This window comes from Gemmatimonadales bacterium, assembly GCA_019637315.1.
Taxonomy (GTDB): domain Bacteria; phylum Gemmatimonadota; class Gemmatimonadetes; order Gemmatimonadales; family GWC2-71-9; genus SHZU01.
Map to the genome: position 1 here is coordinate 91,740 of JAHBVU010000002.1, position 24,506 is coordinate 116,245.

Annotated in this window: 20 protein-coding genes and 1 other RNA gene; 6 read left to right on the forward strand and 15 right to left on the reverse strand. The window is 64.5% G+C overall.

Features of this window, described 5'->3' with window-relative positions; all coding sequences use genetic code 11:
- Nucleotide 1 precedes the first annotated feature (1 nt).
- The 4 genes from dusB to KF785_02335 all read left to right on the forward strand — a co-directional run bounded on the left by dusB (nucleotide 2) and on the right by KF785_02335 (nucleotide 4,703).
- Nucleotides 2–985, forward strand: a complete 984-nt coding sequence (gene dusB / locus KF785_02320; GenBank protein MBX3145580.1) for a tRNA dihydrouridine synthase DusB — start codon at nucleotides 2–4, stop codon at nucleotides 983–985.
- Nucleotides 986–1,041: 56 nt separating this feature from the next.
- Entirely contained in the window at nucleotides 1,042–1,956 is a 915-nt protein-coding gene (locus KF785_02325) for a hypothetical protein (GenBank protein ID MBX3145581.1), read from the forward strand.
- Nucleotides 1,957–2,092: 136 nt separating this feature from the next.
- Nucleotides 2,093–2,458: a transfer-messenger RNA gene (gene ssrA / locus KF785_02330) on the forward strand.
- Between the two features lie 916 nt (nucleotides 2,459–3,374).
- Nucleotides 3,375–4,703, forward strand: a complete 1,329-nt coding sequence (locus KF785_02335) for a hypothetical protein (protein ID MBX3145582.1) — start codon at nucleotides 3,375–3,377, stop codon at nucleotides 4,701–4,703.
- A 451-nt stretch (nucleotides 4,704–5,154) separates the two neighbouring features.
- On the opposite strand, the gene KF785_02340 is transcribed toward KF785_02335, so the two are convergent.
- The 15 genes from KF785_02340 to lexA form a co-directional block, all read right to left on the reverse strand.
- Nucleotides 5,155–6,282 (reverse strand): 5-(carboxyamino)imidazole ribonucleotide synthase, encoded by a 1,128-nt coding sequence (locus KF785_02340; GenBank protein ID MBX3145583.1) that lies wholly within the window; start codon nucleotides 6,280–6,282, stop codon nucleotides 5,155–5,157.
- Nucleotides 6,279–6,770, reverse strand: coding sequence for a 5-(carboxyamino)imidazole ribonucleotide mutase (gene purE / locus KF785_02345; GenBank protein MBX3145584.1), 492 nt, complete (start codon nucleotides 6,768–6,770; stop codon nucleotides 6,279–6,281). The genes KF785_02340 and purE overlap by 4 nt, the downstream gene beginning before the upstream one ends.
- Nucleotide 6,771: 1 nt before the next feature.
- On the reverse strand, nucleotides 6,772–9,435 hold the full coding sequence (gene ppdK / locus KF785_02350) for a pyruvate, phosphate dikinase (protein MBX3145585.1): 2,664 nt from the start codon (nucleotides 9,433–9,435) through the stop codon (nucleotides 6,772–6,774).
- Nucleotides 9,432–10,829: an amidophosphoribosyltransferase gene (locus tag KF785_02355; protein ID MBX3145586.1), complete on the reverse strand. Its 1,398-nt coding sequence runs from the start codon at nucleotides 10,827–10,829 to the stop codon at nucleotides 9,432–9,434. Before KF785_02355 ends, ppdK begins: the two co-directional genes overlap by 4 nt.
- 3 nt (nucleotides 10,830–10,832) lie before the next feature.
- Complete coding sequence (purL, locus tag KF785_02360) at nucleotides 10,833–13,100, reverse strand: phosphoribosylformylglycinamidine synthase subunit PurL (GenBank protein ID MBX3145587.1); 2,268 nt, start codon at nucleotides 13,098–13,100, stop codon at nucleotides 10,833–10,835.
- 2 nt (nucleotides 13,101–13,102) lie between these two features.
- Entirely contained in the window at nucleotides 13,103–13,414 is a 312-nt protein-coding gene (locus KF785_02365) for a zf-TFIIB domain-containing protein (GenBank protein ID MBX3145588.1), read from the reverse strand.
- Nucleotides 13,415–13,439: 25 nt separating this feature from the next.
- Nucleotides 13,440–14,150, reverse strand: a complete 711-nt coding sequence (gene purQ, locus KF785_02370; GenBank protein ID MBX3145589.1) for a phosphoribosylformylglycinamidine synthase subunit PurQ — start codon at nucleotides 14,148–14,150, stop codon at nucleotides 13,440–13,442.
- Nucleotides 14,147–14,398, reverse strand: a complete 252-nt coding sequence (purS, locus tag KF785_02375) for a phosphoribosylformylglycinamidine synthase subunit PurS (GenBank protein MBX3145590.1) — start codon at nucleotides 14,396–14,398, stop codon at nucleotides 14,147–14,149. The genes purQ and purS overlap by 4 nt, the downstream gene beginning before the upstream one ends.
- Nucleotides 14,395–15,219, reverse strand: coding sequence for a CDP-diacylglycerol--serine O-phosphatidyltransferase (pssA, locus tag KF785_02380; protein MBX3145591.1), 825 nt, complete (start codon nucleotides 15,217–15,219; stop codon nucleotides 14,395–14,397). Before pssA ends, purS begins: the two co-directional genes overlap by 4 nt.
- Nucleotides 15,207–15,836: a phosphatidylserine decarboxylase family protein gene (locus tag KF785_02385; protein ID MBX3145592.1), complete on the reverse strand. Its 630-nt coding sequence runs from the start codon at nucleotides 15,834–15,836 to the stop codon at nucleotides 15,207–15,209. The genes pssA and KF785_02385 overlap by 13 nt, the downstream gene beginning before the upstream one ends.
- Nucleotides 15,833–16,756 (reverse strand): phosphoribosylaminoimidazolesuccinocarboxamide synthase, encoded by a 924-nt coding sequence (locus tag KF785_02390; GenBank protein ID MBX3145593.1) that lies wholly within the window; start codon nucleotides 16,754–16,756, stop codon nucleotides 15,833–15,835. Before KF785_02390 ends, KF785_02385 begins: the two co-directional genes overlap by 4 nt.
- Nucleotides 16,753–18,192 (reverse strand): adenylosuccinate lyase, encoded by a 1,440-nt coding sequence (locus KF785_02395; GenBank protein MBX3145594.1) that lies wholly within the window; start codon nucleotides 18,190–18,192, stop codon nucleotides 16,753–16,755. The genes KF785_02390 and KF785_02395 overlap by 4 nt, the downstream gene beginning before the upstream one ends.
- Nucleotides 18,189–19,622: a trypsin-like peptidase domain-containing protein gene (locus KF785_02400; GenBank protein MBX3145595.1), complete on the reverse strand. Its 1,434-nt coding sequence runs from the start codon at nucleotides 19,620–19,622 to the stop codon at nucleotides 18,189–18,191. Before KF785_02400 ends, KF785_02395 begins: the two co-directional genes overlap by 4 nt.
- The gene (truA, locus tag KF785_02405) at nucleotides 19,595–20,374 is read right to left on the reverse strand and encodes a tRNA pseudouridine(38-40) synthase TruA (GenBank protein MBX3145596.1); all 780 of its coding nucleotides are present in this window, start codon (nucleotides 20,372–20,374) and stop codon (nucleotides 19,595–19,597) included. The genes KF785_02400 and truA overlap by 28 nt, the downstream gene beginning before the upstream one ends.
- Nucleotides 20,375–20,511: 137 nt before the next feature.
- On the reverse strand, nucleotides 20,512–21,120 hold the full coding sequence (gene lexA, locus KF785_02410) for a transcriptional repressor LexA (protein MBX3145597.1): 609 nt from the start codon (nucleotides 21,118–21,120) through the stop codon (nucleotides 20,512–20,514).
- 152 nt (nucleotides 21,121–21,272) lie between these two features.
- Here lexA and KF785_02415 point away from each other — a divergent pair, with 152 nt between their 5' ends.
- Complete coding sequence (locus KF785_02415; protein ID MBX3145598.1) at nucleotides 21,273–23,033, forward strand: HEAT repeat domain-containing protein; 1,761 nt, start codon at nucleotides 21,273–21,275, stop codon at nucleotides 23,031–23,033.
- Nucleotides 23,030–24,499, forward strand: coding sequence for an HD domain-containing protein (locus KF785_02420; protein MBX3145599.1), 1,470 nt, complete (start codon nucleotides 23,030–23,032; stop codon nucleotides 24,497–24,499). Before KF785_02415 ends, KF785_02420 begins: the two co-directional genes overlap by 4 nt.
- Nucleotides 24,500–24,506 lie beyond the last annotated feature (7 nt).

Below are 24,506 nucleotides of genomic sequence, written 5' to 3' on the forward strand. Positions count from 1 at the left end.
CATGCGGTTACCGTACGCCTCCTCGATCGAGACACCCCTGATCCTGGCCCCTATGGCCGGGGTTTCGGAGGCACCGTTCCGGCAGATCTGCCGGCAGTTCGGTGCCGATGTGCTGATGACCGAGTTTCTCGCGGCGGAGGCCATCCGCCGGGGCATCCGAGCGACCCTGGAGGGGTGCGAGTTCGAGGAGATCGAGCGTCCGCTCGGGGTGCAGATCTACGGTGCCGACCCGGAGGCGATGGCTCGGGCTGCGGAGATCGTCACCGCCGAGTACGCTCCCGATTTCATCGACATCAATTTCGGTTGCCCGGTCAAGAAAGTGGTGCAGCGCAACGGCGGGTCGGGCTGCCTGCGCGACCTGCAGCTGGTGACGAATATCATCCGGGCCGTGGTCCGCGCGACCAATCTTCCGGTCACCGTCAAGACGCGCAGCGGCTGGAGTGAGGACTCCCGTCAACCGGTCGAGATCGCCCTCCGGATGCAGGAGGCCGGGGCCAAGGCATTTACGCTTCACGCCAGGACCCGGACCCAGATGTTTTCGGGCAAGGCCAATTGGGATGAGATCGCCCGGGTGGTCGACGCGCTCGACATCCCGGTCATCGGCAACGGCGATATCGAATCGCCGGCTGACCTGGTGCGCATGAAAGAGCACACGGGGTGCGCGGCTATCATGATCGGCCGAGGCTCGTTCGGCAACCCGTGGCTCTTCCAGCAGGGACGGGCGCTCCTCGATGGAGCGGCCGACTTCCGCCGCCCCTCGCCGGCGGAGCGGTTCGAGGTGGCGCTCCGCCATGCGGAGTTGGCCCTCAGGCTCCAGGGTGATTCCCGCAGGACGGTCATCGAGTTCCGGAAACACCTGGGCTGGTACACCAAGGGTTTGCCGCAGGCGTCATCGCTGCGGGAGCGCCTGTTTCAGGTCGAGACCATGTCGGCCGCAGAAGCGATTTTCCGCGAGTACCTCGAGGCAAGCACCATCAGCGTCTGACGTCGCAAATCCCTTGGGGCAAACCGGTCGACCCGGCGGCAATCGAGAGAGCAACCATGTGGCAGACCGTTGTCGAGCGAGCCGACCCGCCTCTCAAATGGATCGATGTCGTGGGTCCCGACCGGCGCGAGCTGACGGAGCTCGCCAGTGACTTCGGCTTCCACTCGATGTCGATCGAGGACTGCCTCGATCCGTGGCACCTTCCCAAGGTCGAGCGGATCGGCGACACCACCTTTCTGATCCTCCGGGTCTTCGATCCGAACAGCCCTCCTTCGGGTGGAACCATTCAGGACGTCACCCGCAAGATCGCGATCTACTTTCGCGCCGGCCTCATCATCACCGTTCATCGGGTCGACCTGCCGGCAGTGCGCCTTGCCCGGGAGCAGTTTGCCCACTGGTCAGGGACCGGCACCCTCCACGAAACGAGAATTCTCGGCTACCTCATCAACTCCGCGCTCGATTCCTTCGAGGCTCCGCTGGAGGTGGCCGAACGGACCATCGACGGCTGCGAGGATGCGCTGCTGACCCAGAACACCCCGACGCCTGACCTGCAGACCGTTCACGGCATCAAGCGGCGGGTGGGGGTGATCAAGCGGCTACTCTGGCAGACCAATGCGGTCATCCAGCGGCTGGTGCCGGTTCAAGAGCGGGCAGGGGCGGTCTTCCAGGACGTCAAGGAGAACGCCGAGAGCTACTATTTCTACGCCGAACAACTGATGGACGAGATCAACAACCTCCAGAGCCTCCACGTCGCCATGGCTTCGCAGCGGGCCGGGGACACGATGCGGGTGTTGACGGTATTCTCGGCCTTCTTTCTCCCGTTGACGTTCATCGTTGGGATCTACGGGATGAACTTTCGTTGGATGCCGGAGCTGGAGCATCGCTGGGGTTACCCCGGGGTACTCGTTCTGATGGGGGTCGTGTGCCTTGGAATCGCCGCCTGGTTCCGCCGAAGAGGCTGGCTAGGCTGACCGTGGGCACTTTACAGGTAACTTGAGTTTGCGACTGTAAGGCGCTGGCAGTATTGTCTTTACGGCAATTGTCTTGGAGTGCTTTGTTGACCGTATGGCGGATTGTTGTTATTGTTCAGGTTCGTTGGGCCCTCTCGGGGGCGACTGGTTTCGACGGGTTAGTTGAAGGTGGAAACGCGTGTCCAGGTTCCAAGCACCTGGTAAAACCCTTGGAAAACATTATCTGCCAACACTGAATTGGCGATGGCTGCCTAAGCTGAGCTAAGCTCGCTTACGCACCACCGGAGAAAGGAGCCCTGCCTGGGGCGCCCCAATCCGGACCGAAAATCCAGGCTGGCCCGTAGCGACGCTCTCGCGGTGCGGGTGAGATTCAGGAGAGCTCGGGGCGACGAAGGCTGGCCGGTAGCCGGCGGCGCTCCAGGGTAAGAAAATCGGCCTACACACGTAGTGGTTCTGCTGGAAGCTGATTCGGACCAGGGTTCGATTCCCTGCGCCTCCATGACCGAGCGGCCGGCCGTCGAGAAGACGGTCGGTCGCTTTGTCGTTACTGTGTTTGGTCTGCGGTCGAGGCCTGGTTCAGGCCTTCCGAATCGGCCTTCCACATCCTCACTGCTCTATGCGCTTGTTCCGGAGTAGGGCCGAATGGCCCTATGTTGTGTCCTTGACGAGTGGCTGGTTTTGCGCAGCCGGTGCGCATGATGCCCAGCAAATTGATTCTCAGGTCTTGCGCACCGAGAAGAAAGCTGTTACCGTGATTCTCAGGTTCTCGGTCGCGCACCCCAAAGCAATCGTAGGAGACTACTGCCACTTTCTGCTTCACTCCACCGAGGAGGAACTGCCGATGTTGTCGCGAGCACGTTGGAGGGAGAGTACGGCTGCGAGACGGTGGGGCGGCTATGTACAAGGTTTCACTGCAGTTGCTGTCCTGCTCCTGATTGGGGTTGTGCCGAGGAACCCACGGTCGCTCCGACAATCGTGCAACAACCTCAATCGGCCATCCAGGCGAGTAGTCGAAGCGACGGAACCAACGAAGTCCTGCGGATTCATCGCTTCGATGCCTCCATTGCTGCGACGGGATCCTTCCGTCCGGGTCAGCCGGTCCAACTCGCCGTCGCCACGAGAGCGAACCTTCCGACCGATGCGTCGAGGTGAGCGTGTCTGTGCCGGAGATAACGCTTGCCGCGCGAACAGGGTGGGGCGAGACGTTTTCGTATGACGTTGGCGCGGAGGTAAGTCCTGTTCTGAGAACGCAGCCACGGAGTCTCGATCGCGGGAGCACGTCGGCTGAGGTTGTCGAAGTAACACCTCAGGCTCCCGGGTACTATCGTGCAACCGTCTCGGTTCGCTCCGCCTCACCCCAGACTCCCAACACGTTCGAGCGAATGTGGGTCAGCAACGTACGGGTTGTTGAGGTATGGTTGCTTGTTCTCGACACGGGCGGACGAGTCACCACTGAGTATGAGCGGGCCAATGTCCCGCCCGGCTACCAACACCAGCCTGGACCTTTTCGGCGCACGTCGGGTCCACCCCAGGCGCCCGACAGCCCAGCACGGGATGCGCCCCGCCGTGCAGCAGGGGCAAGTAGCACAAGACTCGACATCGAGAACCGTTCCCTCACACCCGACGTCATTACGTTCCAGGCGATCTATTGGAATAGCGACGCCTCGGCCTACCATCCGTTGGTTGGCGCCAAGTTCCAGGTCGATACGTGTGTCGTCGAGGAGTGGCAGTTCATTTGCGATCCGGAGAACTGGCAGACCGCGGTATCCGGGGCGACGAACTCTCAAGGGTACTATTATCTCGAGGGATGCACCACGTCCAACGCGGAGTACTGGAGTACACTCTGGACCCATGCCGGACTCAGCCGGTTTCAGGTGAAGGGCGGCGGGACACAGCAATGGGGGATGGTCGCGACCGACTGTGGCGAAAGCTACTATACGATCACGTCGTCGGTGGGCGGTCATGCCTTCACCAATCTGCAGAAGACGCTCGATGGAACCCAGTCCTTGTTTGGAACGATTCATCCCTTCATCGACGTCAATATGTATTCCTGCCCAACGGACAGTTATCCGAACTACTATTCGCCGGGGCAGGACGAAATCTATCTCTGCACCCAGGACGTTTGGGGCGGATGGGGTCAGTTCATCGCGGGTCACGAGTACGGGCACGCCTTCCATCAGACGACGCTGTGGGGGAACGTTGGTGGCAATTGCCCTTCAAAGCACTTTCTTGACACGAACTCGAATTGGACCTGTGCCTTTTCGGAAGGGTTTGCCGACTACTTTGGCGCTGCGACCAGACCGGACCTCGGAACGTTCCCCATTCGGGGTGAGATCGAATCCAACGTCTACTTTCCGGGCTGTGTTCAGAGGGCATCGACGTATCCGTACGCCTGTACAGGAGGTACCTCATACGAAGGTGCTCTGATTGAGGCTGCGTTCGCTGCCTTTCTGTACGATCTGACAGATTCAGAAGTCGAAGTTCACGATTCGATCGCCGCTCCGGGCACCTATATACGAGACATCATTCGTACCTGCGAGACCAAGTATGGCGCAAGTGCATGGGGTCGAGCGGATGGCCCTGACGAAATTGCGTACTGTGTAGAGAACGCGATCAACCCTGGTTCGTACTTCTCGCCGCGTATGTTGGTGGCCAGTCAGTATCGGGAATCAGCCAGCGAAGGCGGAGGATGGACCAGTGCTCGTGCCCGAAAGAACTGGGTCTGGAACCTGTACGAGAAGCCATAAGCCATGCAACACCCATTGGGCTTGGTGCTGCTCGTTGGGTTCCTCGCGGGATGCAACACAAAGCCGGAATGCCATCCGTGCCGAACGACGGCCCTTGCAAATGTCTATGTGCGCACCCAAAGCGGCGCCGCAGTTGCCGGGGCGCGACTCGTGGTCCTGGCTTTCCGCGATGCTTGCGGGGGCTTTCAGCTCGGAGGAGAGAGTAACGTTGTAACCGACGCTAACGGGCACCGTCGGATGCTGATTTCGTCACTCTACTCACCGCAGACGGCCCGATGTATCCTCGTGGCCGTGGATCCGGAACCAGGAGACCGTCCCCCCGGAGTCGAATTCCCAGTGAATCTCGAGTTCCGGGAGGGAAACAACATCGTTCCGCGGGATAGTGTTCGCTTGGATGTCGTCGTGCCGGATACGCCATAGCGCGGCCCCGCAGGGAAGAGCAGCGAGTGGGCTAAGCTGTGAGGAGCCGGAACGCGTGCTCGGCAAGCGCAAGTGCGCCCTGCGGCGTGGCCGCGATGCAGTTGAGGTGCCCCATCTTCCGGCCCGGCCGAGGAGTCTTCTTGCCGTAGAGATGGAGGGTCACGCCCGGTAGCGCCAGGGCGCGGTGCCAGGGCGGGGGGCCATCGGACCACAGGTCGCCGAGCAGGTTGATCATGGCAACTGGGGTCAGCAGGCGCGGATCGCCGAGCGGCAGGCCGGCCAGGCAGCGCACCTGTTGCTCGAATTGATCGGTTGCGCAAGCGTCCATCGTGTAATGGCCCGAGTTATGAGGTCGGGGTGCCAACTCGTTGACGAACAGCTGGCCTCCGTCCGCCACGAACAGCTCGACCCCCATCACCCCGACATACTCGAGTTCCGCGGCCACTCGGCCGGCCAGCTCGAGCGCCTGTGCCGTGAGTCCGGCATCGATCGCAGCCGGGACGACGGTCGTGTGCAGGATGCCGTTGCGGTGCACGTTCTCACCCACCGGGAATGACGCGACAGCGCCATCGGCACCACGCGCAAGCACCACCGAAACTTCCCGTTCGAGCGTGAGGCGTCGCTCGAGGACGCAGGGCACTCGGCCAAAGCGCTCGAAGGCCCCAGTCGCGTCGTCGAGTGAATCGACGACTGCCTGTCCTTTGCCGTCATAGCCCATTCGGCTGGTTTTGAGCAGAGCCGGGGCGCCGAGCCGATCCCAGGCGCCGGGAAGGTCGGCAGCAACTTCGATCGACTCGAACGGCGCAGTGGCGATACCGTGGGCACGAAGGAACGACTTCTCGATCAACCGGTCCTGACAGATGGCGACAGCAGTTCCGGATGGTCGGCACTCGATCTGCTCTGCGAGCCAATCGAGTGTGCTGGCCGGAACGTTCTCGAACTCGGTCGTCACCGCCGCGACCGATCGTACCAGCGTCTCGAGGGCCTGGAGATCGTCGTACGGTGCGGTCAGGTGGCGGGTCGCGACAGCGCCGGCGGGGCTATCAGGGTCAGGCTCGAGGACGACGACCTCGTAGCCCATGGCCCGGGCCCGCAGTGTGAACATTCGTCCCAGCTGCCCTCCGCCCAGGAGGCCGAGGGTCCCGCCGGGCGGAATCATTCGGGCGGAAGCGTCGCGCCGAGGACGGCAGCGGTCTGATTGGCACGAAAGGCGTCGAGTCGCGCAGCCAGGGCCTGGTCATGGCGCGCCAGGATGGCCACAGCGTACAGGCCGGCGTTGTGGGCGCCAGCCTCTCCAATCGCAAAGGTCGCGACCGGCACGCCGGCGGGCATCTGGACGATCGAGAGCAGGGAGTCGAGCCCCTTGAGATGGCGGCTCGGCACCGGAACACCCAGGACGGGTACGGTCGTCTTGGCGGCGAGCATTCCTGGCAGGTGCGCTGCGCCGCCGGCGCCTGCGATGATGCAGCCGAGTCCCCGGGCGGCCGCTGATTCGGCGTACTCGAACAACAAGTCGGGCGTCCGGTGCGCCGAGACGACGCGGGTTTCGTGGGGCACGGCAAACTCGGTCAGCCGCGCCGCCGCGTGCCGCATCACCTCCCAGTCGGAGGTGGACCCCATCACGACGCCGACCAGGGGAGCTGTCATCTCAGAGGGTGCCTCGGGTCCGGTCCATGGTGCCGCGCTCGGCCAGGGCCGCCTGCGCAGCTGCAAGCCGCGCAATCGGAACCCGATAGGGCGAGCAGGAAACGTAGTTCATTTTCTGCTTCTCACAGAAGGCCACCGCGTTCGGTTCGCCGCCGTGCTCGCCGCAGATGCCGACTTTGAGGTCCTGGCGGGTTTTGCGACCGAGCTCCACCGCCATGGACAGCAGGCGGCCGACGCCCACGGTATCGAGCTCCTGGAACGGGTCGAACTCGATGATGTTACGCTCGAGGTAGGCCGGCAGGAAATAGCCCGAGTCGTCGCGGGAAAGGCCCCAGGTCGTCTGGGTCAGGTCGTTGGTGCCGAACGAGAAGAACTGGGCTTCGCGGGCAATCTCATCGGCGGTCAGCGCGGCGCGGGGCAGCTCGATCATGGTGCCCAGCAGGTAGGGTACCGTGATCTGCCGTTCTCGGAAGACCTCCTCCGCCACCTGGCGGACGATCAGGGCCTGCTTCCGGAACTCGACCACATGCGCCACCAGCGGAATCATCACCTCCGGCTGGACCCGGCCTTTCCGCTCCGCGACCGTGCAGGCCGCCTCGAAGATGGCGCGGGCCTGCATGGCCGTGATCTCGGGATACATGATACCAAGCCGACAGCCGCGCAGGCCCAGCATCGGATTGACTTCCCGCAACGAGTCGATGATTCGCTGGATGTCCTTGACCGACTTGCCAAGCTGCTTGGCCAGGTCGGCCAGTTCGCTGGCGTCGTGCGGCAGGAACTCGTGGAGCGGCGGGTCGAGAAGTCGGATGGTGACCGGATAGCCCTCCATCGCCCGGAAGATGCCTTCGAAGTCCGCTCGCTGCATCGGCAGCAGCTTGGCCAACGCCTTCTTCCGGCCGACCTCGTCCTCGGCCAGGATCATCTCGCGCATGCTCGTCAGGCGGTCGCCTTCGAAGAACATGTGCTCCGTTCGGCAGAGCCCGATGCCTTCGGCGCCGAAATCTCGGCCCCGATGTGTGTCGGCCGGGGTGTCGGCATTGACTCGGACGCGCAGGTGGCGCATCCGATCCGCCCATGTCATCAGCCGGGTGAAGTGCCCATCGAGGACGGGCGTGACCAGTTGCGCCTGACCGGCATAAACCCGTCCGTTGCTGCCGTCGACGGAGATCCAGTCGCCTGCGGCAATCGAACGCCCGTTGACGCGGAAGACCGCTTCCGGCACATCGACATCGATATCCTGAGCGCCTGCCACGCACGGGGTGCCCATGCCACGCGCCACCACGGCCGCGTGCGAGGTCATGCCGCCGCGCGCCGTCAGAATCGCCTTGGCGGCAACCATCCCGTGAAAGTCCTCAGGACTGGTTTCGCGGCGGACCAGGATGACGGGTCCCTTCTTGCTGAGCTCGGCTGCGACGTCTGCATCGAAAACGACGGTGCCGCTCGCTGCGCCGGGCGAGGCCGGTAAGCCGGTCGTGAGCAAGTCGAGATGGGCATTCGGATCGATGGTCGGGTGCAGCAGCTGATTCAGGTCGTTGGGGGGGATGCGGGCAACGGCTTCTTCTTCGCTGATCGAGCCCTCGTCGACCATTTCCACCGCAATCCGGACAGCCGCCTGGCCCGATCGCTGACCGCGCCGAGTCTGCAGCATGTAGAGCCGGCCGCGCTCGATGGTGAACTCGAGGTCCTGGACATCGCGGAAGTGGCGCTCGAGGGTCCGCGCGACCCGTTCGAGTTCGCCATAGGCCTGCGGCATCTGCTCTTTGAGCTCAGCAATCGGTGCCGGGGTGCGGGCGCCCGAGACCACATCTTCACCCTGGGCGTTGAGCAAAAACTCGCCGTAGAGGGTGTGCTCACCAGTCGAGGGGTTCCGGGTAAAGGCCACCCCGGTGCCGGAGTCTTCGCCCATGTTGCCGAAGACCATCGCGACGATGTTGACGGCCGTTCCCATGCTGTCCGGAATGTCATGCAGCTTTCGGTAGTCGATGGCGCGGCGGGTATTCCAGCTCTCGAAGACTGCCTCGATGGCGCCCCAGAGCTGGTCGACCGGTTCCTCGGGAAACGGTTTGCCCGTCTCTTGTCGAATCAGTTCCTTGAACTCGACCACCGTGGCCCGCAGCTCCTCGATCGGCAGGTCGATGTCGCGGGCCACGCCGACGCGGTGCTTGTGGGCTTCCAGTCGCTCCTCGAAGAGCTTCTTCGGCAGGTCGAACACCACGGCGCCGAACATCTGGACGAACCGGCGATAGGAATCCCAGGCAAAGTGGGGGTTGCCGCTGAGCTGTTCGAGGCCCGCCACCGTCGTGTCGTTGAGCCCCAGGTTGAGGATGGTCTCCATCATCCCAGGCATCGAAAGGGCTGCCCCCGACCTGACCGAGACCAGGAGCGGGTTGTCCACACCTCCAAACTGCTTGCCGGTTGCCGCCTCCAACCGTTGCAGCCCTGCCTCAACCTGGGCACGGAGCCGCGGCGGAAACTGCCGCATGCCCAGGTAGGTGCCGCAGACCGTCGATGCAATGGTGAACCCCGGCGGCACCGGGATACCCAGATTGGTCATCTCGGCCAGGCCTGCGCCCTTCCCACCCAGCGTCTCCTTCATGGCGGCTGTGCCGTCTGCGCGGCCCTGCCCGAAGAAGTAGACCAGCGGTTGGGTCAGGTGGTCGGTCATGCCGTGCTCCCAGCGAGAGTTTGGGGTCGTCCGAGCTGGACCAGCTCGTCGGCCACATCCACGAGATAGTGGCCCGAAAAGCAGGCGTGGCAAAAGCTGTTCCGCGCCCCGCCGGCCTTGATCATTCCGTCCAAGGAGAGGTAGCCGAGGGAGTCGACGCCGAGGTAATCCCGAATCTCTGCCAGGGAATGGTTCGCTGCGATGAGCTCTGACCGGGTGGGGGTGTCGATGCCGTAGTGGCAGGGGCCCGTAATGGGGGGGGACCCCAGCCGCAGATGGACTTCCCGCGCGCCGGCCGCCCGGATCATCGCGACCAGGCCCTTGCTGGTGGTGCCGCGGACCAGGCTGTCGTCGACCACCACCACCGATCGGCCCTCGATGACGTGGCGCACCGGGTTGAACTTGATCTTGACCTTGGCCACCCGAAGCGCCTGGGTCGGATTGATGAACGTCCGGCCGATATAGTGGTTGCGGATCAAACCGTGCTCGAGCTTGAGCCCCGACTGGTCCGCATAGCCAAGCGCCATCATGTTGGCGCTGTCCGGGACGCTGAATACGACATCGGCGCCGGGTGCCGGATGCTCGATTGCCAGCTGACGACCGAGGTCGCGGCGGACTCGGTCGACCGACTCGCCAAAGACGGTGCTGTCGGGTCGGGAAAAGTAGACCAGCTCGAAGACGCACCGCTGCGCAATCGGTGCGCGGCCGATCGGCGCGAGATCCCGGACCATGCCGGCGTCGATTTCGACGAAATCGCCGGGCGCAAGTTCTCGCTCGAGCGTCGCGCCGACCAAGTCGAGAGCACAGGTTTCGGACGCTGCGACGACACCCTGGCCCAGCCGACCGAGCGCCAACGGTCGGAAGCCGTGTCGATCGACCGCGCAGTAGAGCGTGCGCCCGACCGCAATCACCAGGCTGAAGGCGCCCTCGACTCGGGACAGCGCCTCACGGATTCGGCCCTCGATCGTCGGTGCACGCGAGCGGGCGATGAGATGAACGATGACTTCGGAATCCGATGACGTCTGGAAGATGGCGCCCTGCGACACCAGCTCCTGCTTGATCGTCATCGCGTTGGTCAAATTGCCGTTGTGGGCCAGGGCGAGCGGGCCGCCCTGGATATCGGCCAGACACGGCTGCGCATTGGCCAGAACCGAAGAGCCGGCCGTGGAATAACGCGTGTGTCCAACCGCCACGGAGCCCTCGAGCGCCCGAAAGTCGCCCTCACGGAAGATGTCACCCACCAAGCCCATTCCCCGAACGGCGTGCGGCGTTCCGTCGTCGTCCACGGTGACGATCCCGGCGCTTTCCTGCCCCCGGTGCTGTAGCGCATAGAGGCCGAGATACGCGGCCCGAGACGCATCGGGCAGGTTGGAGACACCGATTACGCCGCACATGGTTCAGACCGCCATTCGTCGGGGGATAGCATCAAAGTAGGTTCGCCGCAGTTCGACCGTCTGCCAGGTGTGCAGCGCCGTCCCGACCGTCACGCGCAACTCGGCGTTGGGATCGGTAACCGTGCCGGCCACGGCAAAGGGAACCCCATGCTCTGCTGCCAGGGCCCGAACGGCCTCGACCTGGTCCGGAGCAAACGACACCAGCGCGCGGGCGCCGTCCTCTCCGTAGAGGAAAGCCGCCGGCTCGATGCCGTCCGGTACGGCAAACTGAACCCCGGCGCCAAACGTGTGCCGGGCGTACGGATCACCGATGCAGGCTTCGGCCAGGGCAACGGCCAACCCGCCGTCCGACAGGTCGTGGGCGGAGCGAAGCAACCGTTGCCGGGCTGCAGCAGCGAGGAATCGCTGCAACCTGTGCTCGGCATCCAAGTCGCAGGCCGGCGGCGGTCCGCCCAGGAAGTCACGGATGATCCACCAGTACATCGAACCACCGAGGTGCCCGGTGGTATGGCCCAGCAGAGCAATCAGGTCTCCGGGGGCCCGGAAGCAACTGGGTATCCGAGTCGTCACGTCCTCGAGCAAACCAACCATGCCCACGGTCGGCGTCGGATCGATCGCGCCGGTCGGATTCTCGTTATACAGCGAGACGTTACCGCCGGTGACGGGCGTGCTGAATGCCAGGCAAGCGTCGCCCATGCCGCGAACGGCCTCGCGGAACTGGAAGAAGACCTCGGGCTTGTCAGGATTGCCGAAGTTGAGGCAGTTGGTAATTCCGAGCGGGACGGCTCCCGTGCAGGCGACATTCCGAGCCGCCTCTGCGACTGTCATCTTGCCGCCTTCATACGGATCGAGGGCGACATACCGGTTGGGACAGTCAACCGACACGGCCAGCCCGAAGGTGGCGCCCTCGACCATCAGCACGCCGGCATCGCCTCCGGGGCCGAGGACGGTGTTGGCCTGAACCGTCGAATCGTACTGCTCGTAGACCCAGCGCTTGCTGGCAATGGTCGGATCGTCGAGCAGGCGGGGCAGGGCCTCGGTCAGATCGACGGCTGGCGGAGCGGTCGGCTGCGCGGCGCGCCGAGCGATAGCCTCGGCTGACTCGATTGCCTCGGGGTAATAGATCGGGACCCCGTTGACGAGCCGTTCGCCCGGAATCGCGGCGACCGTAATGCCGTCGTGCACTACCCGAAACAGGCCGTCATCCGTAACCCGGCCGATGGGCGTGCCGAACAGTTCCCACTTGGCGCAGATGGCCTGCACTTCCGCGACGCGATGGGGTTCGACGACCAGCAGCATGCGCTCCTGCGACTCCGACAGCAGGATCTCGTACGGCGTCATTCCTGCTTCGCGCAGGGGAACCTTGCTGGTGTCGAGCTCGACGCCGACGCCCCCGCGCGCCGCCATCTCTGCGGACGAACTCGTGAGTCCGGCGGCGCCCATATCCTGAATGGCGACGATGGTGCCGGAGGTGATCAGCTCGAGACTGGCCTCGAGCAGCAGTTTCTCGGTGAACGGATCGCCGACTTGGACCTGCGGACGGCGCGCCTCGCTGGCCGCAGACAGATCTTCCGATGCAAAGCTGGCGCCGTGAATGCCGTCGCGTCCGGTGCGCGCGCCGACATTCATCAGGATATTGCCGACCCCATGCGCCTTGGCCCGAATAAGGTCCTTGGCACGCAGGATCCCGACACACATCGCATTGACCAGCGGGTTGCCGGAGTATCCCGGTGCGAAGGTCACCTCGCCGCCCAGGGTCGGGACGCCGACGCAGTTCCCGTAGTCGCCGACACCCTTGACGACGCCACTGAAGAGGTAGCGGTTACGCGGGTCGTCGAGCGGGCCGAATCGGAGGCTGTTGAGCACCGCGATCGGTCGGGCGCCCATCGTGAAGACATCGCGGAGGATGCCACCGACGCCGGTGGCGGCGCCCTGATACGGTTCGACCGCGGAGGGATGGTTGTGGGACTCGATCTTGAAGGCAACGGCCCAGCCGTCGGGCAGTCCCAGCACACCGGCGTTTTCCCCGGGGCCCTGCAGCACCTGCGGACCCTCGGTCGGAAAGGTCTTAAGGACCGGACGGGTATGCTTGTAGGAACAGTGCTCCGACCAGAGCGCGCTGAAGACGCCGAGCTCGGTCAGGGTCGGGGTACGCCCGAGAATATCGAGAATGACCTCATACTCCCGCTCCGTGAGCTTGTGCTCCCGGACGAGGGCATCGGTGACGACGGGTTCTCCGGCAAACGGGCTGGCAGCAACGGCTCGGACCATGGTCACGCTTTCTTGCGATTCGCGAAGAGGCCACCGAAGAAGCGCCCGAAGTATCCGGGGTCATCCTGCTTGGCAAGCGTGTCGAGTTCGCCGTCATCGAGCCAGATCCCGTTGCAGTCGGGACAGCGGTCGATCTCGACACCACCGATGCTGTGGTGCTCGAGGTGGCCGCCATCCTTGGGGCAGCGCATGTAGTGCGTCTTCCGCTCCGCCAGGTCGGCTGCCTTCTGTTGAGCGATGCGCTGCGTTTCGAGCAGTTCGGCGTTCTGACGGGCGAAGTATTCGTCTTCGTTCTGGCTCGGCTTCTCGGTCATCGGGAACCTCGCAAAATGGCGGTGGTCAGGAGGAGGCCGGCGCGACCGAGGCTCGCGTCCAGCGAATGAGTGACGAAAAAGTGCGGCGGCCTGCCGAGCTGCCGAGCATGTCGTCAGCCAGGCGCTCGGGATGCGGCATCATCCCGACGATCGTGCCGCCGGGACTCGAAATCGCCGCAATGTCCCGCGCTGCCGCGTTCGGGTTGGGGAGCGTGTCGGGCATTCCGGTCGCCACGTAGCGCATCACGACGCACCCCGTCGACTCGAGCTGGTCGAGGGTCTCTTCCGAGGCGGTATAGCGGCCGTCGCCGTGTCCAACCGGAATCCGGATGATCTCACCCTGGCGATAGTCGCTCGTGAACGGCGTGTCAGTGCGTTCGATGCGAACGTCGACCGGACGGGAGACGTAGCGCTGGCTTTCGTTGCGGACCAGGCCGCCGGGGAGCAGCCCCGCTTCGCACAGGATCTGAAACCCGTTGCAGATGCCGAGCACCGGCTTGCCGTCGGCCGCGTGGCGCTCCACGGCGGCCATGATCGGGCTGAAGCGGGCGATGGCGCCGGCCCGCAGGTAGTCGCCGTAGCTGAAGCCGCCGGGAAGGATGACCGCATCGGCATCGCGCAGGTCGGTTTCCCGGTGGAAGACGTAGAATGCCGTGCCACCTTCACGCTCGACAGCCCGGTATGCGTCCGGCTCGCAGTTGCTGCCGGGAAACCGGAGAACCGCCACCCGTGTCATCGCGCGGTTACCTCGATCTCGTACTCTTCGGTTACCGGGTTGGCCAGCAGCTTTTCACACATGGCGATCGCTGCGTTCCTGGCAGCGCCCTCGCTATCGGCCTGCAAATCGAAGGCGATGGCGCGTCCGACGTGCACGTTGTCCGCCTGGTCGAACTTGAGAGCGCGGAGTGCGGATTCAACGGCCTGCCCTTGCGGATCGAGCAGCCCCCGGCGCGGCATCACACGAACAAAGATTCGAAAGCTCATCGTTCCTCCTCCGGAACGCGGTCGACAGGAGATTGATTGCCGGCGGCGGCCTCGAGCGCGGTCGGTTGCCCGCGTTCGAGCAGATTCAGGACCATATGACGGACGATGCCGCCCAGCATGTAGAAGATGCCCAGTAGAAACAGGAACGAGCCCGGCGCCAGGATCGCTCCGGCAATGATCACCACGTGAACCAGGAGGCCTGCTATGCCGGACCAGGTTCGCAGGCCGATGCGTGGCCAGCGAGGATACTTGATGTTGCTCACCATCAGCGCGGCGAGCAGCAGGATCAGCACCGTGACGCCGACGTGTTGCGCGTCGCGGTCGGCAAACGTAGTCTGAAACCAGGCAGTCTCGGTGAACAGATAGAACGTCGCCAGCGTCATACCTGCGGCCGGCGAGGGAATGCCGGTGAACCATGCCGACGGCGCACCGTGCGACATCACGTTGTACCGTGCCAACCGGAGCGCCGTGGCGACGACGTAGAGATAGCAAACCACCCAGCCGAACTTGCCGGCCGTCGTGAACTCGAGAAAGTACATCAACAGCGCCGGCGCAACCCCAAACGACACCACATCGACCAGCGAGTCCAGTTCGGCGCCGAACTTGGTGCCGGTGTTCGAAAGCCGCGCGATCCGTCCGTCGACCATGTCGAGGACGCCGGCAAACACGATGAAGAAGCCGGCCCAGCGGAAGTTGCCGTTGAAGGCCATCACGATGGCCCAGAATCCGAAAAACAGATTCGCCAGCGTGAAAAAGCTCGGCACCACGACCACGACGCGCCGGATCCCGGTCCGGCGCCGCGGGTCCGTCATGTCGACCATGTGGCAATCACCGTCTCGCCCGCCTTGGTGATGTCGCCTGCCTTGACGCGGAGCGTGGCGTCAGGCGGGAGGAAGAGATCGACCCGCGACCCGAAGCGGATCAGGCCGAGTCGCTCACCTTGCATGGCGTGATGGCCCGCCTCGTGGTCGGTCACGATCCGGCGTGCCACGAGACCGGCAATCTGGCGGATCAGCAGTTTGCCCTGTCGGACCCGCAACCCGATGGTCGATTGCTCATTGGCGGTGCTGGCCTTTTCCACCGCCGCGTTGAGAAACGCTCCCTCGGTGTAACTGCGGAACTCGACCGAGCCAGTCGCGGGATAACGGTTGACGTGGACGTTGAACACGTTCATGAAGATGGCCACGCGGGTGGCCGGTCCGCCCAGGTAAATCGGCTCGTCGATCGAGATGATGCTGACGATTCTGCCGTCGGCAGGAGCCAGAATCAGGTCGTCTCCCCGAATCCGGTCGCGGACCGGGTCGCGGAAGAAGGCAATCACCCAGATGACGATCGGCAGCCAGATCAGCGCCGCTGCGTACCACCCGGCGGCGGCAAGCAGGACCAGGATTGCGGCGGCAATCAGGATGAACGGCCAGCCCTCCCGCGCAACTCTCATGAATGGTCCTCAGCGAGCGCAACACCGGTCAGCAACTGGTAGGCCTCGAGATAGCGACGACTGGTCGCGTCAACGACCTCGGGCGGCAGCGGGGGAGGTGGCGCCTCCATGTTCCAGCGTCCGGCGCGCTGAAGGTCCTGCAGGTAGTCGCGCAGCGGCTGTTTGTCGAAGCTCGGCTGCGAGCGACCGGGAGCATACCGGTCCTGGGGCCAGAAGCGCGACGAATCCGGTGTGAGCACTTCATCAATCAGGCGAAGGGTCCCGTCCGGGCTCAGGCCGAACTCGAACTTGGTGTCGGCGATGATGATGCCACGAGTAGCCGCATGGTCACGACCAGCGCGATAGGTGGCCTGGCTTCGGGCCTCGAGCTGCGCGGTAAACTCGGTGCCGAGCGACTGTGCCACGTCCTCAGGAGTGACGTTGATATCGTGCCCTGAGGCAGCTTTGGTTGCCGGCGAAAACACCGGTGAAGGGAAAGGGTCGCTTTCGCGAAGCCCCGGTGGCAGGGGCACGCCGGCCAGTGTACCGGTTGCTGCGTACTCCTTCCAGGCGGAGCCGGAGAGGTAGCCGCGAATGACGCATTCGAACAACACCGGCTGAGTGCGTCGGACCAGCATGGCCCGGCCGAACAACTGGCCTCGCTCGCCGGCCAGCGCGGGAATCTCCCGGACGATCTCATCAGCATCGGCCGTCAGAAAGTGGGTCGGGCCGAGCGGCGCCAGCTTCTCGAACCAGAAGGCCGAAAGCTGCGTCAGGACGGCGCCCTTCTGCGGAATGGTCTCGTGCATGACGATGTCGAACGCGCTGATCCGGTCGCTGGCCACCATCAGCAGACGGTCCGCATCGACTTCGTACACCTCGCGAACCTTGCCGCGACGAAGCAGGGGCAAGGGCAGCGAGCTGGCTGCCAGTGCGGTCATACCGTCACCTCCGGAGCGGGCGCCTCGGCGGCGACGGCTGCGGCCCGGTCCAGGAGCGGAAGGAAGAATTCCTCGAGGAACTCCGCGGTCTGCTGGGGCGCGCGTCCGACGTATCGGGCCGGATCGAGTTCGGCGCGAAGCTGGGCCACCGGCACCGAGGCAAACTCCGGCGCCACGGCCAGGCGTTCGAGCAGATCGTTCCGCCCGCCCTCGCTGACTTGCTTGGCGACCGCGTGGCTTGCCTGCCGAATCACCTCGTGCAGCACCTGACGATCGCCGCCGGCTCGGACCCCGACCATCATCCACCGCTCGGTGGCCATGAACGGCATCTGATCGGCGACGTGGCGTGCGATGACGCCTTCGCGAACTTCGAGGCCCGCCGCAATGTTGGTGGCCAGAATCAGCACCGAGTCGGTGGCCAGGAAGGCCTCCGGCAGCGTGAGTCGGCGGTTGGCGCTGTCGTCGAGTGTCCGCTCCAGCCATTGCGTGGCTGCCGTATGGGCGGTGTTGCCGGTCAGCGAGATGACGAAGCGCGCCAAGGCATTGATCCGCTCGGCGCGCATCGGATTTCGCTTGTACGCCATCGCACTCGAGCCGATCTGCTCCGATTCGAACGGCTCGAGCAGCTCGCCTTCGTGCTGCAGCAGGCGGAGGTCCGCCGCCATCTTCGACGCCGACTGGGTGATGCCGCTCAGCAGATCGAGAATCTGGGCATCAGCCTTCCGACTGTAGGTCTGGCCGGTGACGGGAAACGAGGCCGCAAAGCCCAGCCGGCGGGTCACCGCTCGGTCGAGCTCCCGCACCTTGTCGTGGTCGCCGTGAAAGAGTTCGAGGAAGGAGGCCTGTGTACCGGTGGTGCCCTTGCACCCGCGGGTTCGCAGCACCTCGAGCCGATGCAGCATCTCCTCGATATCCAGCGCCACATCCTGGGCCCACAAGCTCGCTCGCTTGCCGACGGTGGTCAGCTGCGCAGGCTGGAAGTGGGTATAGGCCAGGCAGGGAAGCGCGGCGTAGCGCTCCGCAAAACCGGCCAGGGCGCGTCCCAGCGCCACCAGGCGACCCAGCAGGAGGCGGAGCCCGTCCCGCATCACCATCATGTCGGCGTTATCGGTCACGAACGCGCTGGTGGCGCCGAGGTGAATGAACGGCCGCGCGGCGGGGGCCTGCTCACCGAGCGCATGCACATGGGCCATGACATCGTGGCGGAACCGCCGCTCGAACTGGGCGGCCTGGGCCAGGTCGCAATCATCGAGGTGCGCCCGGATCTGATCGAGCGCCTCGTCGGGAATCGCAAGGCCCAGATCCCGCTCGGCTTCGGCCAGGGCAAGCCAGATCCGGCGCCAGAGCCCGATCTTGTAGCGCTCGCTCCACAGCAGCTGCATCGCGGGCGACGCGTATCGGGTGCCCAGCGGTGAGTTGTAACGGGGCTCGGTCATCGGAACGAAAGATCCACGTATGAGTAGGCGCCGGCCCGTTCGAAAAAGATCCGGAACAACGTGCTCGAGCCCATCGATTCGAGCATGCCAGCCACCTGCGCTGCAGTGCGGACTTCGGTGCGGTTGATGGCGATCAGCACGTCACCCTCGAGTAGACCGGTGGCCCGGCTTACTTCCGGGGTGATCCGATAGATCAGCGCCCCCCGGTCGCGGCGAAGGCGCCGTTCGGCCATGACACTCGGCGTGACCGTGATCAGCTCGAGGCCGCGGATCACGCTGACCTTGGCGGCGGTGACACTGGGCAGGTCGCCGGTGACGATCCTGCGAGTCTCGACCGTGCCGGTGGTGCCGCGCTTGACACGCAATGACACGGTGTCGCCGACATGCAGGTCCAGCTTGACCGCTTCCCAGTCGAGGTAGTTGCGGAGCTGGCGACCGTTGGCTTCCACCAGGATGGCTCCGCGTTCGATGCCCGCCTTGGCCGCCGGCCCGTCTGCGGTCACGTCCACCACCTGGACTCCGCCCGACCGCTTCCAGTCGCGCATGGTGGAGGCGTCGCCAACGGTCAGCCCCGTCCAGGCCCGCCGGACGGCCCCGTTGCGAATGATTTCCTCGGCCACCCGAACCACGCGCTCGATCGGGATGGCAAACCCGATTCCGGTGGAACCGGCCGTGGTCGAAAGGATGAAGGAATTGACCCCCACCACCTCGCCGAGCGAGTTGGTCAGTGGACCGCCCGAGTTGCCCTGGTTGATCGCCGCATCGGTTTGAATCATGTCGAGATACAGCCCGGACAGCGTGTTGTTGGGTAGCACGTTTCGGCCGAGGGCGCTTACCACGCCAGCGGTAACCGTCGGCTCAGCGTTGCCGAGCAAGTAGGTGTATGGATTCCCCAGCGCCACCACCCACTCGCCGATCATCAGATCCGTACTGCGGCCGATCTGCACGGCGGGGAGGGTTTGCTCGACCTTGAGAACGGCGATGTCCGTGGTGGGATCTTCGCCGAGGAGCTTGGCTGGCAGATCGGTACCGTCCGGCAGCGACACCGTGATCGAGTCGGCGCCCTCGACTACATGCTGGTTGGTAACGATGATTCCGTTCGCCTTGGCGACGAAGCCGGTGCCGTAGCCCTGTACGGTCCGTTCCCTCGTCTGGGGCACGAAGAACGAAAAGAAGTCGGCAGATTCGCCGGCGGCGACCCGGCGCCGCGAGAGCACGCTGATCGAGACGACCGAGGGGGCGACCCGGGTCACCGCGTCGACAATGGCGGTTCGGCGGCTGGTGTCGATGGCCGATGAATGCGTGGCCGCTCGCTGGGCACTGGCCTGGTCACCGAGCGGGGCGGGGTCGCGTTGCCGGTCGGAGCACGCCACGAAGGCGCCTGCGAGCAGCAGTGACGCAATCAGGAAACGAAGGGAGGCGCGAACCATTCCTCTGGATACACCGCGGTTACGAAGTAGAGACCCTCGGCCGGCGCCGGCGGACTGGTCCGGACGTCGGCGGCCCGAGCCAGCAGCCGGTCGAGATCGTCGAGCGGTCGGCGACCGAGGGCAATGTCCACCGACGTGCCGACCAGCATGCGCACCATGTGGTGCAGAAAGCGGTTGGCGGCGATGGCAAACGTCACCCCGGTTCCGTCAGGTCGCTCGATCCATTCGGCCTGGCGGATCTCGCACCGCGTGTGGGGCGGATGCGACCGCAGCACCGAAAAGGCGGCGAAATCGTGTTCGCCCAGCAACCGACCCGCACAGGTCCGCAAGTGCGCCAGGTCGAGCGGCGCCCCCAAGGCCCACTCGAAGGGCCGCCGAAACGGCGACCTGGCCAGGCGGTCGGTGCCAATCTGATACCGATACCGCCGTTCGGTAGCCGAGCGCCGAGCGTGGAACCCCTCGCGGGCTTCCCGGACGGCGGTCACCATGCAGTCACGCGGCACCAGAGCGTTCATCGCTCGCTCTAACGCAGTCGGGGTCCAGCGATCCGGGAGAGCGAAGCTGATCGCCATTCCCAAAGCGTGGACCCCGGCGTCGGTTCGGCCTGCCGCGTGCACGCGCACCGGTTGGCCCGCGAGCCGCTCGAGAACCGCCTCCAGCTCGGTCTGTACCGCGCGTCCTTCTCGCTGACGTTGCCAGCCGACAAAGTCGGTACCGTCGAATTGGAGCGTCGCGAGAAACGTTCGCGGCATCGGCTCTAATGTAGCGCAAGACAGGGGGGAAACAAAGCCGGGTGCCAGCGTCAAAATCCGACGGGCCACTGACGAAAAACCCCGCGCCGACCGATGGTCGAATGCGGGGCGCGCACTGGGAGCGACGGCGGCTGTGCTCAGTACTTCCGAATGACCCCAACCACCACGCCTTGAACCATGACGTCGCCTTCGGGGACCCTGATAGGCTGCATCGCGGCGTTGGCCGGCTGGAGCCGAACCCAGCCGCCCCCCTCTCGATAGTATCGCTTGACCGTGGCCTCGGCGCCGTTGACGAGCGCGATAACCATCTCGCCGTTCTCGGCGGTTTGTCGGCCGTGGACCACGACGAGGTCGCCGTCGATGACGTGATCGTCGATCATCGAGTTGCCGCGGACCCGGAGCGCATAATTCGGCCCGCGCCGGCTCAGCATCTGATCGGGGACCGACACCATTTCCCCATGCACGGCGGCTTCGATCGGAAGGCCGGCGGCTACCAGACCGAGCAGGGGGATTTCCGTCGCTCCGGCCGCCCCTTTGGGAGGGAGGACCTCGATCGATCGGCTCTCGTTGTAGGTGCGCCGGATGTAGCCTTTCCGCTCCAGATTGGTCAGGTGCTCGTGCACCGTGGCCAGCGACTGAAAGGCAAACTGCTCGGCGATTTCCTCGAAACTCGGCGCATAGCCGTGCTGGCGAATGTGCCCCTCGAGGTAGGTCAGGATTTCCCGTTGGCGTCGTGTCAGCGCCATAGTTTGGATGGTCCTCCGGAAGTCGGCCACGTATCGGAAACCCGAAACAATGCCAAAGTACCCGAACGGGTCCCGAAGCGCAAGATACCCCAATCGGCTCGGCATGCCGTTGGCGGCTATTATCTTGTGCTGATCGCGGCTCAGGCACGGGGGTGCCGGCTCAGCGATTCTTCGGTGCAATCGATGACGCATTGCCTTTGGGGGGCCGCCTGACGGATGCTGTTCGCTCCGCGGGAGATCTCGATCTTCCGCTCCCGCCACAGCAGGTCGAGGAACTGATCCGGACCGTCGTCAAGGCGGTGCGGGCGTTCCAGATGTATCTCCCCAACAATCCGATCTATCAGCGTTCAATCGACGCGCTGCGTGCGGCATTCAACCCGATCTGGGCCAACGTGTCCGTCCTGACGCTCAAAGTCGTCGAGACCGACTTGGTTTGGGAAGATCAGGTTGTCTACCATCAGCCGGTTCGGACCGAGAGCTTTGCCTGGAGCCTGTACAAGGACGGCCTCCGATTGCTGGTGCTCCGACCCGGCGTCGAGGATGAAGAGCTCGCCGTGTTTCTCCAGACCATCGTTCGGGCCCGCCTGCTGGCGCCCGATGCAGGAGACGACCTGCTCACTCTCCTCTGGGAGCACGACTACACGCTTCTCGACTACCGCTTCGCGGAGATCGTAACGGAAACGCTGACAGTGCTCGATCCGCAGGCCATCGAGATGGGCGTTGGTCCGGATCCGTACCAGCAGACCCAGACACAACAGCGCGTGCGCGACGAGCTGGGGTCGATCGGTCCCGGGTTTGTTGATCTCGATGAGTTCGACTCGACGCTGTACTTCCTCGACGAGGTCGAGATCAACGCGCTCAAACGCCAGGTCGACGAGGAGTACGAGCGCGACATCCGGACCTCGGCCCTCTCGGCGTTGCTCGACATTTTCGAGCTGCAGCCCAGTACCGCCGTTCGTGAGGAGGTCATCTCGGTCCTCGAGTCGGTGTTTCCCAACCTGCTCAACCGGGGCGAGTTCCGGGTCGTGGCGTGGCTGTTGCGAGAGTTGCGGCTGATCGGGCATCGGGTAGCCGCGATCGACCCCGCCGTGCGCGGTAAGCTCGACTCCTTCGAGAACCGCCTCAGCGAGCCGGGTTTGCTTGCCCAAATGTTGCAGGCGGTCGATGAAGCGGTCGGTTCCGTCCAGGATGAGGACATGACCGAGCTGCTGAAGGAGTTGCGGGTGCCTGCGCTGGAACCGCTGCTGGTGCACCTCCAAGGGGTGCGCAACGAGCGGACGCGCAAGATTCTGGAACAAGCCGCCGATCGGATCGTTCGGGGACACGTCGATGCCTTTCTCGAGGCTTTGCGCCGTCGCGACTTTCCCGCCCTGACCGGGGCCATCGGGATCGTTCGGCGGATCGAGCTCCAGCAGGCGATCGGTCCGCTGGGCGATCTGGTGGGGCATCAGGATCCGTCAGTGCGACTGGCCGCGGTGGAAACGCTCGGTCAGCTGGGCACACCCGGCGCCCTCTCGCTGCTCGAGCGTGGCGTGGATGATGCCGACCGGGCCGTCCGGCTGGCCGCGGTTGCCATCGTGTCGAGTCGCGGCTACAAGGGCGCCCTCCGGCGCCTCGAAGCGGTGGTGCAGGGCAAGGGGCCGCACGAACTGGAACGCGCGGAAAAGCGCCAGTTCTTCGAAGCCTTTGCGGTGGTTGCCGGGCCAAAGGGATTGCCGATGCTGGCTGATGTTCTCGAACCCAAGGGCATGTTCAAGCGCAAAGAGTCGCCGGATACGCGAACCTGCGCGGCATACGCGATTGCCCGGATCAAGACGGCCGAGGCGCGGGATGTGCTCGAGCGGGTCGCGAATGACAAGGAACTGTCGGTCCGGAACGCGGTGGCCCGGGCGCTGCGGGAGTGGGACGAGTGACCGGCGACGAGAACAGGGCCCGACCGGGCGGGCGGGACCCGGGCGACGAGGGTTTCATCCGTTCCTCCGGCCGCGGTCTGCTGCTCGCCCTCCACTCGGCGCTGCGGTCGCTCAAGCTGTACCCGGTCGAGAACGCGACCGTGCAGAAGTCGCTCGACGAGTTGCAGGCGCAGTCGTCCGCCTTCGTCGCGGCGGAGCAGGAAGTTGAGCTGCGGCTCTCCGGGGATTTCATGTTCCTCAACGGCGTCCGACTGCGGCTCGAACTCGACAATTTCGCCGCCTTCAGTGGTGTCGTTTCGATCCTGCGGGCGTTCGACGTTGGTGTGCTGCGGGTGCATGCCGGCATCGAGCGACGGGAGTGGCTCGCCTTCCTCAGTATCATGCTGAACCTCGCTGCGCAGCCCGCGGAGGATCGCTACCTCCTGCTGCTGGAGCGTATGACGGGCGCGGGCCTGCCGAACCTGGAGCTCGAACCCAGCGCCGAGGCGTCAGAAGAGATCGGGGGGGAGCAGGAGGCCAAGGAGGTTGCGAAGCGTACCTACGCGCAAGGCGTCGCCGTCACGAAGGAAGTCGTCAACTCGATTCGGATGGGGCGGACCTCGAGTCTCAAGAAGGTCAAGCGCGCGGTCCAGATGATCGTTGACCAGGTACTCAACAATGAGACGTCGATTATCGGCCTGACCACGCTTCGCGACTATGACGAGTACACCTTCATGCATTCGGTCAACGTCTGCATTTTTGCCGTGGCGCTGGGCCGGAAGATCGGGTTCAGCAAGCTGCAGCTCTATGATCTGGGCATGACCGCGCTGCTCCACGACATCGGCAAAGCCCGCGTGCCGATCGAGATCACCAACAAGACGACTGGGTTGGAGGAGTTCGAGTGGCGGGAGATGCAGGCGCATCCCTGGCGTGGGGCGATGACGCTGTTCAGCCTCCGCGGATACGACGAGATTCCGTACCGGCCGATTCTGGTGGCGTACGAGCACCACATGAAGGTCGACCTCTCAGGGTATCCCCGTGTCGTCCGGCCCCGGGCGCTCGGCCTGTTCTCGCGAATCGTGGCGGTCGCTGACGGATTCGATGCCGCCACGACACGGCGCAGCTATCAGACGACCCCGATCGAGCCCGACCAGGTCCTGAAGGAGATGTGGAACAACCCGCGACGCGGCTACGATCCGATGATCGTCAAGGCGCTGATCAACCTGATCGGAGTCTACCCGATCGGGACCTGCGTCATCCTGGACACCTTCGAGGTCGGTATCGTAGCGTCGACCGTGACCGATCGTGATCAGTTGAATCGTCCGGAAGTGCGCATCGCGATCGACGCCAATGGCGGCGTCGTTCCGCCGCCGGGGCTCGCCGTCGATCTGCAGGAAACCGATGCAGCCGGCAATTTCGTTCGGTCGATCGTCAAGGTGACGAGCCCTGATCGATACGGGCTCGTGCCCGGCGACTTCTTCGTCTGAGCTGAGC

What these genes read in the sequence shown, in the direction of transcription:
- KF785_02395 (MBX3145594.1), bottom strand. Translation starts at nt 18,192, where the DNA reads ATGACCGAGCCCCGTTACAACTCACCGCTGGGCACCCGATACGCGTCG.
- KF785_02385 (MBX3145592.1), bottom strand. Translation starts at nt 15,836, where the DNA reads ATGAGAGTTGCGCGGGAGGGCTGGCCGTTCATCCTGATTGCCGCCGCA.
- lexA (MBX3145597.1), bottom strand. Translation starts at nt 21,120, where the DNA reads ATGGCGCTGACACGACGCCAACGGGAAATCCTGACCTACCTCGAGGGG.
- ppdK (MBX3145585.1), bottom strand. Translation starts at nt 9,435, where the DNA reads ATGACCGACCACCTGACCCAACCGCTGGTCTACTTCTTCGGGCAGGGC.
- KF785_02355 (MBX3145586.1), bottom strand. Translation starts at nt 10,829, where the DNA reads ATGTGCGGCGTAATCGGTGTCTCCAACCTGCCCGATGCGTCTCGGGCC.
- KF785_02400 (MBX3145595.1), bottom strand. Translation starts at nt 19,622, where the DNA reads ATGGTTCGCGCCTCCCTTCGTTTCCTGATTGCGTCACTGCTGCTCGCA.
- KF785_02325 (MBX3145581.1), top strand. Translation starts at nt 1,042, where the DNA reads ATGTGGCAGACCGTTGTCGAGCGAGCCGACCCGCCTCTCAAATGGATC.
- KF785_02340 (MBX3145583.1), bottom strand. Translation starts at nt 6,282, where the DNA reads ATGATTCCGCCCGGCGGGACCCTCGGCCTCCTGGGCGGAGGGCAGCTG.
- purL (MBX3145587.1), bottom strand. Translation starts at nt 13,100, where the DNA reads ATGGTCCGAGCCGTTGCTGCCAGCCCGTTTGCCGGAGAACCCGTCGTC.
- dusB (MBX3145580.1), top strand. Translation starts at nt 2, where the DNA reads ATGCGGTTACCGTACGCCTCCTCGATCGAGACACCCCTGATCCTGGCC.
- purE (MBX3145584.1), bottom strand. Translation starts at nt 6,770, where the DNA reads ATGACAGCTCCCCTGGTCGGCGTCGTGATGGGGTCCACCTCCGACTGG.
- truA (MBX3145596.1), bottom strand. Translation starts at nt 20,374, where the DNA reads ATGCCGCGAACGTTTCTCGCGACGCTCCAATTCGACGGTACCGACTTT.
- KF785_02390 (MBX3145593.1), bottom strand. Translation starts at nt 16,756, where the DNA reads ATGACCGCACTGGCAGCCAGCTCGCTGCCCTTGCCCCTGCTTCGTCGC.
- purS (MBX3145590.1), bottom strand. Translation starts at nt 14,398, where the DNA reads ATGAGCTTTCGAATCTTTGTTCGTGTGATGCCGCGCCGGGGGCTGCTC.
- pssA (MBX3145591.1), bottom strand. Translation starts at nt 15,219, where the DNA reads ATGGTCGACATGACGGACCCGCGGCGCCGGACCGGGATCCGGCGCGTC.
- purQ (MBX3145589.1), bottom strand. Translation starts at nt 14,150, where the DNA reads ATGACACGGGTGGCGGTTCTCCGGTTTCCCGGCAGCAACTGCGAGCCG.
- KF785_02365 (MBX3145588.1), bottom strand. Translation starts at nt 13,414, where the DNA reads ATGACCGAGAAGCCGAGCCAGAACGAAGACGAATACTTCGCCCGTCAG.